Source organism: Corynebacterium sp., assembly GCF_043426755.1.
Taxonomy (GTDB): Bacteria; Actinomycetota; Actinomycetes; order Mycobacteriales; family Mycobacteriaceae; genus Corynebacterium.
Map to the genome: position 1 here is coordinate 18516 of NZ_JBHWRP010000088.1, position 10848 is coordinate 29363.

General features: G+C 58.2%; 12 protein-coding genes and 1 pseudogene. 10 read left to right on the top strand and 3 right to left on the bottom strand.

Going from position 1 to position 10848, the window contains the following annotated elements; all coding sequences use genetic code 11:
* The first annotated feature begins 76 nt into the window (after window positions 1–76).
* The 3 genes from thrC (at window position 77) to ACHFGA_RS09020 (ending at window position 2640) form a co-directional block, all read left to right on the top strand.
* A complete protein-coding gene (gene thrC, locus ACHFGA_RS09010) occupies window positions 77–1522 on the top strand; it encodes a threonine synthase (RefSeq protein ID WP_394282065.1) in 1446 nt (481 codons plus the stop codon).
* A 30-nt stretch (window positions 1523–1552) separates the two neighbouring features.
* Window positions 1553–1687, top strand: coding sequence for a hypothetical protein (locus ACHFGA_RS09015; protein ID WP_394282056.1), 135 nt, complete (start codon window positions 1553–1555; stop codon window positions 1685–1687).
* Between the two features lie 128 nt (window positions 1688–1815).
* On the top strand, window positions 1816–2640 hold the full coding sequence (locus tag ACHFGA_RS09020) for a trypsin-like serine protease (RefSeq protein WP_394282057.1): 825 nt from the start codon (window positions 1816–1818) through the stop codon (window positions 2638–2640).
* Window positions 2641–2821: 181 nt separating this feature from the next.
* On the opposite strand, the gene ACHFGA_RS09025 is transcribed toward ACHFGA_RS09020, so the two are convergent.
* Window positions 2822–3556, bottom strand: a complete 735-nt coding sequence (locus tag ACHFGA_RS09025) for a hypothetical protein (RefSeq protein ID WP_394282058.1) — start codon at window positions 3554–3556, stop codon at window positions 2822–2824.
* 121 nt (window positions 3557–3677) lie between these two features.
* Between ACHFGA_RS09025 and ACHFGA_RS09030 the strand changes: the two genes are divergently transcribed.
* Window positions 3678–4205, top strand: coding sequence for an NUDIX domain-containing protein (locus ACHFGA_RS09030; protein ID WP_394282059.1), 528 nt, complete (start codon window positions 3678–3680; stop codon window positions 4203–4205).
* 18 nt (window positions 4206–4223) lie between these two features.
* On the top strand, window positions 4224–4934 hold the full coding sequence (locus tag ACHFGA_RS09035) for a PIG-L deacetylase family protein (RefSeq protein WP_394282060.1): 711 nt from the start codon (window positions 4224–4226) through the stop codon (window positions 4932–4934).
* A 9-nt stretch (window positions 4935–4943) separates the two neighbouring features.
* On the opposite strand, the gene ACHFGA_RS09040 is transcribed toward ACHFGA_RS09035, so the two are convergent.
* Complete coding sequence (locus ACHFGA_RS09040) at window positions 4944–6200, bottom strand: cutinase family protein (RefSeq protein ID WP_394282066.1); 1257 nt, start codon at window positions 6198–6200, stop codon at window positions 4944–4946.
* A gap of 71 nt (window positions 6201–6271) precedes the next feature.
* On the opposite strand from ACHFGA_RS09040, the gene ACHFGA_RS09045 reads away from it, so the two are divergent.
* The 3 genes from ACHFGA_RS09045 (at window position 6272) to ACHFGA_RS09055 (ending at window position 8214) form a co-directional block, all read left to right on the top strand.
* Entirely contained in the window at window positions 6272–6700 is a 429-nt protein-coding gene (locus ACHFGA_RS09045; protein ID WP_394282061.1) for a pyridoxamine 5'-phosphate oxidase family protein, read from the top strand.
* Window positions 6701–6958: 258 nt separating this feature from the next.
* Window positions 6959–7942 (top strand): helix-turn-helix domain-containing protein, encoded by a 984-nt coding sequence (locus ACHFGA_RS09050; protein WP_394282062.1) that lies wholly within the window; start codon window positions 6959–6961, stop codon window positions 7940–7942.
* Complete coding sequence (locus tag ACHFGA_RS09055; protein WP_394282063.1) at window positions 7906–8214, top strand: hypothetical protein; 309 nt, start codon at window positions 7906–7908, stop codon at window positions 8212–8214. Before ACHFGA_RS09050 ends, ACHFGA_RS09055 begins: the two co-directional genes overlap by 37 nt.
* Before the next feature lie 268 nt (window positions 8215–8482).
* On the opposite strand, the gene glnA is transcribed toward ACHFGA_RS09055, so the two are convergent.
* Window positions 8483–9919: a type I glutamate--ammonia ligase gene (glnA, locus tag ACHFGA_RS09060; protein ID WP_018580659.1), complete on the bottom strand. Its 1437-nt coding sequence runs from the start codon at window positions 9917–9919 to the stop codon at window positions 8483–8485.
* Between the two features lie 139 nt (window positions 9920–10058).
* On the opposite strand from glnA, the gene ACHFGA_RS09065 reads away from it, so the two are divergent.
* Together ACHFGA_RS09065 and ACHFGA_RS09070 are read left to right on the top strand one after the other, a co-directional pair.
* Entirely contained in the window at window positions 10059–10535 is a 477-nt protein-coding gene (locus ACHFGA_RS09065; protein ID WP_394282064.1) for an RDD family protein, read from the top strand.
* A gap of 59 nt (window positions 10536–10594) precedes the next feature.
* Window positions 10595–10848 (top strand): annotated as a pseudogene (locus ACHFGA_RS09070) (transporter); the annotation flags it as partial.

A 10848-nucleotide genomic window follows, 5' to 3' on the forward strand; every position in this document is an offset into this window, starting at 1 on the left:
TGCAACCCTAGTCCCGTCCCGCAATTACGCCAGCCAGGTGCCCCGCGCGGGCGGGAGGCCACGTAAGCTAGTCACCGTGGATTATATTTCAACTCGCGATTCTTCCCGCACCCCATTCAAGTTCACCGACATCCTCCTCGGCGGCCTCGCCCCTGATGGTGGCCTGTACATGCCGGTGAGTTACCCGAAGCTTAACGACGACACCCTGACCCAGTGGCGCGCGCTGCTGGAGGAGAAGGGCTACGCGGCGTTGGCTGCTGAGGTGCTGAAACTATTTATCGACGACATCCCGCACGAGGACATCGAGGCGATCACCGCGCGCGCTTATCGCACCCCGAATTTCGCTACCGAGGAGATCGTGCCGGTTACGCGTGTCGACGAGCACCTGTTCATCGCGCACCTGTCTGATGGGCCGACGGCCGCTTTCAAGGACATGGCGATGCAGCTGCTGGGCGAACTGTTTGAATATGAGCTGGGGCGCCGCGGCGAGACCATCAATATTTTGGGCGCGACCTCCGGTGATACTGGTTCCTCCGCAGAGTACGCGATGCGCGGGCGCACCGGCATCCGCGTGTTCATGCTGACCCCGGCCGGGCGGATGACGCCGTTCCAGCAGGCGCAGATGTTCGGCCTGGATGATCCGAATATCTTCAACATCGCCCTGGATGGCGTATTTGATGACTGTCAGGATGTGGTCAAGGCTGTTAACGCTGACGCAGAGTTTAAGAAGAAGTACCGCATTGGTGCTGTGAACTCGATTAACTGGGCGCGTCTTCTGGCGCAGACCGTGTACTACATTTCCACGTGGCTGCGCGTGACCGAGTCGAATGATCAGAAGGTCTCCTTCAGCGTGCCCACCGGTAACTTCGGCGACGTGTGCGCCGGCCATATCGCACGCCAAATGGACCTGCCGATCGACCGCCTGATCGTGGCCACCAACGAAAATGACGTGCTGAATGACTTTTTCACCACCGGCAAGTACATTCCGCGTTCCGCCGCGGAGACGCTGGCGACGTCTTCGCCGTCGATGGACATTTCCAAGGCGTCCAACTTCGAGCGCTTCGTGTATGACCTGCTGGATCGGGACGCGGCGCGTATCGACGAACTCTTTGGCACAGCCGTGAATACGGGAGGGTTCTCCCTGGAAGATGATGCAACCAGGACCAAGGTGCGTGAGGAATTCGGGTTCTACTCCGGGAAGTCCACCCACTCTGACCGCGTGGCCACCATCAAGGACACCTTCGAGCGTTTCGACATCATGATCGACCCCCACACCGCTGACGCTGTAAAGGTTGCTCGCGATTGGCAGGATGACACGGATACCCCGATCGTCGCCTTAGAGACCGCACTTCCCGTGAAGTTCTCTGAGACCATCGTGGAGGCCACCGGCCAGGAGCCCGAGACCCCGGAACGCTTTGCCGACGTCATGGATGCGGACCGCTTCGTCACCGATCTGCCCAACGATGCCGAGACGGTAAAGGAATTCATCGCGGATTCCATCGCGAACTCGGACGTAGAATAAACAGTCCTGTTATAGAAAGGAAGCAGTCCCATGGCACAAGAACAGTTTGCTGGACCCGAATACTTCACCGAGTTTGACCCGGAGAAGTTCGTGCGCGACCTGAAGATCCAGGCCGAAGAAGAGCAGAAGGATAGAGAGCAGAAGGCTGAAGAGCAAGGGAAATAGTGTCTGCCGCAGGACATCGAGCAGCGGGTGACCAGTCCGGCGGAAGGCTGACATTATGGACAGCCTTGGCCGTGGTGGTCGCATTTGTCGTGGCCATCGTCGTGTGGTGGGGGATAAACACCCACGATATGACCACCCCTTCAGCCGAGGAAGCCGCTGCATTGCAGTCGGCGCAGACTCCGCCGCCGGTGGACCCGGACGTCATTCCCCAGTCCACCGTGCTGAGCCCAGTAGTGGCCCCGTGGGCACCCGGCACCCTGATTCAATCCACCAGTTTCTATCCAGAACCGGGCGAACCTTTCACAGCCCAGTCCTGCACCACGGCTTTCAGCTTCACCGGCGAAGATGGCCGTGCCTATGCCGTGACGGCGGGACACTGCGGCAACGTGGGTGACTTGGTCTGGCCGACGAACGCGTCTACTGCCAGGGACTACCGGGTGGAAGTGGGCACCTATATTTACTCAGGCATGTACTCCGATGACTTGCACAATGGGTACAAGGTAGACATCGGAATCATTGAGATCACCGACACGGAACGCTTCATGGATGTTGTCGGCGACCCGATCCCCACCGGCCTCGTCCACGAACTCCACACCGAACTAGTCGATGTCTGCAAAACCGGCGGAACTACTGGGTACACGTGTGGACGGTTCGACCATCCCGACGGGGTCCAGATCGTTACTAACGACGATGGATCCACCACTGAAACCACCGGAGATTTGGCGACCGTCTGCGCCGCCAAGGGGGACTCTGGTGGTCCCGTGTTTACCGAGGTCAACGGGCGCGCCGCGATCATTGGGGTCGTTTCTGGGACCGAGGCGGGCCTCAACGTGGATGATTGCGCTAGTGAAGAAGGCCAGTCCATGATCATGGCGTATACCAATATGGATGCCACCTTCGACGTGATCAACCGCGTAGTCCCCGACGCCGCCTGGGTGGAACAGCCCTGGTAGACCCTCTCCTCTAGATTTCCACCTGTTTAGTTCCTCTGCCGCGCACCTTCTCACCGCGCAGAGCTCCCACATTTGTAAACCGATATAGTACTCGGCCCATACTGCGTGATGCCAGTAAGTTTTCAATAAGTGGCCCGCACTATGTGGCGAGGACTATATCGGTTTGCGAGGTGGGGCGGGGTTACTTGTCCCAGCGGCGATCGAAGGCCTCGTTGGCGGGTGATTCCTCGCGCTGTGGCTTGCCACCGTTTTCAAAGGTGATGACCTGGACGGACTCGGGGCCGTAGAGGTTCAAAGAGACTAGTTCGATGTCCTTGTGGCCCGTGATGGCGGTCCACTTGTTTTCGATGGAGGCCTCTTCGGCTGGGGTGTCGGCGAACCAGGAGTAAAACACGTGCTTGTCGTGGTTGCTGCCGGGGTAGTCGAGGATCCTCAAGGAGTCCGCATCGGTTTCGATGGCGTCGGTGATCATTTCGGCGATTTGTTCCGGTGGCAAAGAACTGAAACAGAACCCCCAGAAGTCCAACTGCATATTGTCCGGGGTCTCTAAGGCGAGGTTGGTTAAGCAGGTGCTGGTGAGCAACTGGTCAATGTGGAACGCAAGTGCTTGCGGATTAGCAGCAGCGGTCTCCGTGAGGACACCTTCGACGAGGAGTCCCTGGTCGGTTGACGCTGCGGCGGCATCGTCGATAAGCACCGTGTTCACTATTCCCAGTGTGGCCTGCGCGTCCGTGGGGAATTCTGGGGCGGGGGCCGCTTCCTCTTCTTTGGGGGTGGGTGTGGTTCTGCTGGAGGCCTCGTGGTTGACAAGTGCGATGATCAGGATGATCGCGAGGATTACCAGGACGCCGTAGCCCAGCACGAACGCCGCCGTGGGAATTCGGCGACGTTGCGGGGGCTGCGGTGCGGTGCTCATATTAGGTGGAAGTTTAGCGCAAGAACTGCGCTGCCCTGGCAATGCCGGGCCTCAACTAGACTGGTGTGCGTCTGAAACACCCACCCCGCCAAGAACCGCAGAAAGGTTTCCGTGTAGGTCTATGCCGATTCCAGAGTTCATCGTCGAAACGCGAAAGAAAATTGGGCACGATCCGATGTGGATCCCCGCCGTGACTGCTGTCGTGCTGCGCGATTCCACCGACGATTCGCCGTGGGCCACCCCGGAGGTGCTGCTGGTGCGGCGCGCGGACAACGATGCGTGGACGCCCGTGACCGGAATCTGCGACCCGGGGGAAGAGGCCCACGTGACAGCCGCCCGCGAAGTAGAGGAGGAAACCCGCATCGAGGCGACCCCAGCCGCCCTGTTGGGGGTGGGCGCGATTGGGCCTGTGGTGCATGAAAATGGTGATCAGGCCAGTTACCAGTCGATTGCTATCCGTTTGGAGCCGGAGGATCCGGCAGCGGAGCCGGCGGTGGGCGATGATGAATCTGTCGAGGTGGGCTGGTTTTCCATCGCGCATATGCCGGTGAAAGATCCGCAGTTCCGTTTGATCATTGCTGATGCGGCGGCGCAGCGGAAGCATCCGCAGGCGTTTCGTCCGCGGATGGGCTTCACTAAGCGCAATTAGCGCCGCTACAATGGGTTTATGACAACAAATTCACCAGAAACTCTCACCCCATTAGACACCACCGGCGTGGACCGCATCCTGTGCGTGGTCGCCCACCCGGATGACTTGGAATACGGCATCTCCGCGGCCGTCGCTGCGTGGACCAATGCCGGCATTACAGTGGACTACCTGCTGCTCACCGCCGGCGAGGCCGGAATGCAGCGCCCGCCAGAGGTCGTTGGCCCGCTGCGCGCCCAGGAGCAGCGTGAGGCCTGCGACATCGTGGGTGCCAATGAGCTGCGCATCCTCGATTTCCCCGACGGGCTGATGGAATACGGTATCCCCGTGCGCCGCGCGATCGCCGAAGTGATCCGCGAGCTTAAGCCCGATTGGGTAGTCACCTCTAATTTCGACCTCGAGGTACCGTGGGGCATCAACCACGCCGACCACCGCGTGACCGGCGAAGCCACCGCAGACGCCATTCGCGACGCCGGCAACAAGTGGCTTTTCGACGACCTCGGTGCCCCACACGCGGCCAAGAAGTTTTTGATCGGCGGGGGCGCAGATCCCACCCACTATGTCGATGTTGAAGGCGAGTCCTTCGACAAAGGTGTTGCCTCCCTGGCGGCCCACAAGGAATACCTCGCGGACCTGCCTGACCATCCGAGCCCTCAGGAAGTGCTGGAGTCCGTCACGCGTCCGGCCGGGGATTCTGAGTGTGCAGTTTGCTTCAAGGTCGCAGACATGTAAAAGGCGCGGTTACTCGTCGTGAAGCACCCCGTGGGTGACGTCCTCCAGCCAGCGTTGCACGTAGTGCTGCCCGCGGAGGTCCTCGATGAGGTAGCCGCCCTTGTAATAACTCATGTGTTTCGGGCCGAAATCGCCCGCGAGCTGCGCGGTGACCACCGTGTTGGCGTGCGCGGGGTCCGCAAGCGCAGCGTCCAATCCCGTGGTCGTGGCCACCGCCTCCATCAGGGCGGACGTTGCCTCACGCGCGGCGTACTGGCGGGCTTCGGTAGGCGTGGTCATCCGTGGGAGGTGGCCTGCGTAGGCGACGTCTTTGTAGAGGGTTTCGGCGGCGTCGAGGGCATAGAGCGTATCGACGATCACTCGGATCCATGCGGCTGCATCGGGGGCGGTATCCTCAAATATTCCTGCGACTGCGTCAAGGATTTCGCCTAAATATTCGGCAGTCACAGCCTCGTGTATGAGGTTGGGCAGCGTGGAGATGGTGATCAGGCCGAAAAATTCGGCAGGGGTGAGCCCGTTGCCGGAATGCGTGTAGGCGATGTCGCCGTAATTGGCGACCTCCACGATGATCGCGGCGATCGCCGGGATCTGAGCCGGGCCCATTCCGGAAGCGTCGATGGCCTCTTCTACCTCCACGCCGCTGAGGACTTGGTCCAGAAAATCCTTCAGAATGGGGCCCGACTGCATATCGCCAGGGCCTTCCACCTCAATGCGCGAAGCGTAGCCCGCCACCGCCTGGATTAGAGAGTCGTGTGGCGAGGAGCATGACAGGTCGCCCGAGTTGCACAGGGAGAACACTTTGCCCTCAAGGCCGGCGAAATCACGTTCGCGCGGACCCGCCATTCCTTCCCGCTCATTGAGCACGCCGGTTCCGCCGCCGTTAATGATCTCTCCGTTCCGTCCCACCACGCCAGGCGGGACGGGGCCATAGAGGTGTGAGACTGCAGGTTCGGTGGAGTGCTCGTCGACACGCGCCCGCCCGGGATCCGCAAACAGTACGACGGCGGCGACATCCTCTGCTGACGTGCCACGGACCTCACCGTCGGCAATCATTGCGGCGACATCGCCCACTACCGCGGCACCTTGGGAATACCCGGTGAAGCCTGAATTTCGACTGCCTGAGCTGGAGCGACGACAACCTGGGAAGCAAGAGTGAGTGCTACTGCCGTGTTTCTCAATCTGGCCGGGTTCACGGGGACACCTTTCGTCGTTACGTGCTTTCAGGGGAGTATAGGTGAGATCCTGCCGGCGATCTGTCGAACTCAGCGCTTAACAAATATAGGGGTAGAAATTGGCGATTGTCCCCAATGGTGCCCCGCAAGTGACACAATAGACCTATGGCTACTAATGAAGAACCAATCACAGTCCTGTCCGACGACGAGTCCCTTGAACGCATGGCTAGCCAGACCTTTGGTCGCCTAGTTGTGCAGCTCAAGGATGACGTGGAGATCTTCCCAGTAAACTTCGCAATCCACGAAGGCAAGTTCTATTTTCGCACTGCCGAAGGCACGAAGCTGTTCGGTGCCGCCCGCGACGCTGATCTCATCCTAGAGGCAGACAATGTTGACCATGAGGCAGGGGAGGCGTGGTCCGTCATCGTCCGCGGTCCTTCGCGCATTCTGACCAAGGCCGACGAGATCCTCGAGGCCGAGGAGTACGGCGTGAAGCCATGGATCCCCACCCAGAAGTACAACTTCGTGGAGATCACCCCGCGCACCATCTCTGGCCGTGAGTTCCAGCTTGGCGAGGAACCAGAGCGCTACTAAAACGCTACTTATCGACGATGCCCCGCGTCCTGGAGGGGGCGGGGCATTGGGGGCGGGGGACTGCTAGTTGATACTTACATTTCTCTCCGAGAAGCCGTCATATAGAAAGTGAAGACACGGTTTCAGATAGAAATACTGCTGCAGTGCAGCCGGTTTAACCACCACAGTTTTCTTCACTATTACGTGGTAGCCACGCAGCTAGATTCAACTGCGCTCGAGTTCGTCTCAACTACAGAAATTCTCGTAAGATCTGAAGCTATGTATACCGTATTACATCGCTCTCTTGGCGCGAGTCCGGGGCGTATTACAAGCGACTTGATCGACAAGGCTATTGATCACGGGGTAGGAGAGGCACGAGGACTCGATTATAAGGCGAAACCGGATGATCCTAAAAACATCAAGAAGGGAGATGTGGCAAAGGATGTAGCTGCTATGGCTAACACCGGCGGAGGGGTTATCATTTACGGAGTAGCAGAGAACGGGGAAGGCTATCCCACGAAGCGAATTTCAGTAACTGATGTCGTAGGGAATGAGGACACTTACGCGCGATCTTATCTCCAAGCAACCACCGATCGGATCTTTCCGCCAGTATTCGGAATTGAACCTTACTTTGTGGGTAATGACGATGGACGGGCTTTAGTCGTTGAGGTACCTGAAAGCAGAGACATTCCGCATCTAGTTGAGTCAGTTGAAGAAAAAGGTCGAAGATATTTCGCGGTCCCCGTTCGGGTTGGAGCATCTACACGTTTTCAAACAGAGCCCGAAATCGCCAGAATGTATCGTGATCGTTTTTCAGCTGCGAGTGATTCCCAGCGTCATATAGAAGAGCTCTTTGCAGATACGGTCAATCAGGGTGATGACAACGGCGTGTGGTGTGTGGGAGTCGGAATTCCAAGGTATAAATCGTTGCGGCCTGCCCCTACTGAGAACGAGGTTTCAACAATTGCATACAAGGCTCGGGAGGGGCGTCGAAAATATGGATATGACGGCGCATCCTCACCGCTTTCGGCAGCACTAAAAGCGGCCAGGAGAGGATTACGGAAATGGCAGTTTTCAAGTAATCGACCGAATACCTCAGAACTGGGTTATTATTTGGGCCTTCCGACAATGGGGCGGTGCAGACTCTCGGGGATGTACGCCATGAGCGAGCTGAGCCTAATGAAGTTCCTGCCGTTTGGGCAGAGTGGTCCATTATCGATACCGTTTTGGCCGCTCAACAACAGGCGTTTCATACAGGCGTAGGGGATTACGACTTCATGTTTGGTTTAGTGTGGAGCGACGAAGAGCAGAAGTTTCTCTCCTACTATGGCTCTCCAAGAGATCTCTTTGTACCGGACCCCATAGGTCTAAAAGAATTTCAACCGATAATGGCTTCTTTCAATGTGCTTTCCCCGCCCGCGAATCTAGATGCTTATGTCTATGATGTTGCCACCGACTACGTCAATCAATGTGGTTTTCAATACCCACGAGTAATCAAAGAAAATTATGAAGATCGGAACGATTCAGTCATGTAAAGTATGTTTTCGTTTTTCTTTCAGCGCCAGCCTTGCACCTATTATTGACATGCTTCACCAAATAGGCGCAGTTGGAAATCTATTAAAAGGCTCATTATCAGTGTATGGGAGCTAGATATTATTGAGTGCGCAAGATCCCCTTGAGACTTAGCCAAGTAGGCTAAGAATCAAGGGGAATTTTTCTCTCAAATGCCGGTATCTTATTGCGTTTTCGCAGGCGCGGGGGTTATCCGAAAAGGAGAGCGCGGTTATCCGACACCCCTTAAACCTAGCAGTCGAAGTACAGCTCAAACTCCAGCGGAGTAGGCCGCACGCGTGCCGGCTGGATCTCGTTTTCGTACTTCATGTTGATGTACGTTTCGATCAGATCCTGGGTGAACACATCGCCTTCGGTCAGGAACTCGTTGTCTTCCTGCAGTGCGGCCAGCGATGCCTCTAGGGAGGTCGGCGCCTGCGGGATGGACTTCGCTTCCTCGGGCGGCAGCTCGTAGAGGTCCTTGTCCACTGGTTCGTGTGGTTCGATGCGGTTCTTGATGCCGTCTAGGCCAGCCATCAGCATGGCAGCAAAGCCCAGGTAGGGGTTGCCCGATGGGTCTGGCGCGCGGAATTCGATGCGCTTCGCCTTCGGGTTGTTGCCGGTGATCGGGATACGCACGGCCGCGGAGCGGTTGCGCTGGGAGTACACCAGGTTGATCGGGGCCTCGTAGCCCTTGACCAGGCGGTGGTAGGAGTTCAGGGTGGGGTTGGTGAACGCCAGCACAGCACCTGCGTGCGCTAGGATACCGCCGATGTACCAGCGGGCGATATCGCTCAAACCGGCGTAACCGGACTCGTCGTAGAACAGCGGCTCGCCGTCCTTCCACAGTGACTGGTGGACGTGCATGCCAGAGCCATTATCGTTGGCCAGCGGCTTCGGCATGAAGGTAGCCACCTTGCCGTACTGCGCTGCGGTCTGCTTGATCACGTACTTGAAGGACTGCAGATCGTCCGCCGCCGCCAGCAGGGTGTTGAAGCGGTAGTTGATCTCATTCTGCCCAGCGGTACCCACCTCGTGGTGGAAACGTTCCAGGTGGAAGCCATTGTCGCGCAAATTCTTTGCCATGGCGTCGCGCAGTTCCAGCGTCTGGTCGTACGGCGGGACCGGGAAGTAGCCGCCCTTCACGCGGGTCTGGTTTCCTAGGTTCGGGGTTCCGGCCAGGGTGGTGTCGTTGCCGCGGTTCCACCAGCCTTCGTCGGAATCCACCTCATAGAAGGATTTGTTGGTGTCCGTGAAGTATTTCACCTTGTCGAAGATGAAGAACTCTGCCTCCGCGCCCATGGAACAGCTGTCCGCGATGCCGGTGGACTGCAGGTACTCTTCAGCCTTCAGCGCCACGTTGCGCGGGTCGCGGGAGAACGGCTCGCGGGTGAAAGGATCGTTGACGAAGAACTTCATGTTCAGCGTCTTGGTAGAGCGGAACGGATCGATTTTGGCGGTTGCTGGATCCGGCAGCAGGATCATGTCGGACTCGTCGATCGTCGTAAAGCCGCGTATCGACGAACCATCGAACGCCAGGCCCTCTTCGGCTGCCTCCTCGTCGAATTCGCTGGCGGGCAAGGAGAAGTGCTGCTCGATGCCGGGGACATCGGTGAAGCGCACGTCGATAAATTCGACGTCTTCGTCCTTCATAAACTGGATCACGTCGCGCGCGGACTGAAACGTCATTACATTCTCCTGGGGCTTGCGGAAAGGGTACAGATATACTGTTTCCCGATTCTACAAACCAACCGCCGCCACGTCACAAAAATTTTGGCCGCTAGATATGGTTTTCAACACACTAAGCGTCCCGACTAGGCTTACACGCATGGCACAAGAAAAGCGCAGCTGGCTCGACGGCCCCCAGATCGCGGGCGAGCACGACGACCCCCACGCACCTGGTAAGTGGCCCGGCGAAAGGATCGGGCTGCCTGAGACTGGTTCCGGCGCCCAAGCCTCCGTGGCTCGTCGCGCGGGCGCCGTGATGATCGACTGGGTTGTGGCGTCCATCATCGCCAACTTCTTGGTCTCCTTCACCTCGTTGCACATTGGGCGCGCTGGCACCCCCCTTTTAGTGTGGTTCATTATGGGGGTCCTCTGCGGCTGGCTCTTCGCACGCACGCCCGGAATGGCGATCCTAGGTATGGGCGTTGCGCGTATCGACGTTCCCGGGGCCCAAGTGGGGCTGTGGCGCGCGGCGGTCCGCACTCTGTTGACCGCATTCGTGCTGCCAGCGGCCATGGTGGACACCGACGGGCGCGGTATGCACGATCGCGCAACTGGTACTACAGTTATACGTAGTTAAGTAAATCCTATGACACACCGCGTATAGCGCGTATCAACTGAAGAGAAAGACAAGAGTCCGTGCTGCAGGCCCTCGCCGACAACCAGATCCTTCTACTAGCTCTCCTGGTGGGGTTGGGCATGTTGGTCGCACGGTTTCGCATCAAAGGGATCTCGCTGGGTGCCGCCGCGGTCCTCTTCGTTTCTCTGATTCTTACCGCCTATGCCTCCACCCAGGGCGTGGAGCTGCAACTGTCCCACGACATTTCCACCTTGGGCTTGGTGCTCTTCGCTTTCTCCATCGGCATCACATCCGGGCCGAACTTCTTCCACAC

Coding starts and splice junctions, on each gene's coding strand:
- ACHFGA_RS09065 (WP_394282064.1), top strand. CDS start 10,059: ATGGCACAAGAAAAGCGCAGCTGGCTCGACGGCCCCCAGATCGCGGGC.
- ACHFGA_RS09050 (WP_394282062.1), top strand. CDS start 6,959: ATGTATACCGTATTACATCGCTCTCTTGGCGCGAGTCCGGGGCGTATT.
- ACHFGA_RS09045 (WP_394282061.1), top strand. CDS start 6,272: ATGGCTACTAATGAAGAACCAATCACAGTCCTGTCCGACGACGAGTCC.
- glnA (WP_018580659.1), bottom strand. CDS start 9,919: ATGACGTTTCAGTCCGCGCGCGACGTGATCCAGTTTATGAAGGACGAA.
- ACHFGA_RS09025 (WP_394282058.1), bottom strand. CDS start 3,556: ATGAGCACCGCACCGCAGCCCCCGCAACGTCGCCGAATTCCCACGGCG.
- ACHFGA_RS09015 (WP_394282056.1), top strand. CDS start 1,553: ATGGCACAAGAACAGTTTGCTGGACCCGAATACTTCACCGAGTTTGAC.
- ACHFGA_RS09030 (WP_394282059.1), top strand. CDS start 3,678: ATGCCGATTCCAGAGTTCATCGTCGAAACGCGAAAGAAAATTGGGCAC.
- ACHFGA_RS09035 (WP_394282060.1), top strand. CDS start 4,224: ATGACAACAAATTCACCAGAAACTCTCACCCCATTAGACACCACCGGC.
- ACHFGA_RS09020 (WP_394282057.1), top strand. CDS start 1,816: ATGACCACCCCTTCAGCCGAGGAAGCCGCTGCATTGCAGTCGGCGCAG.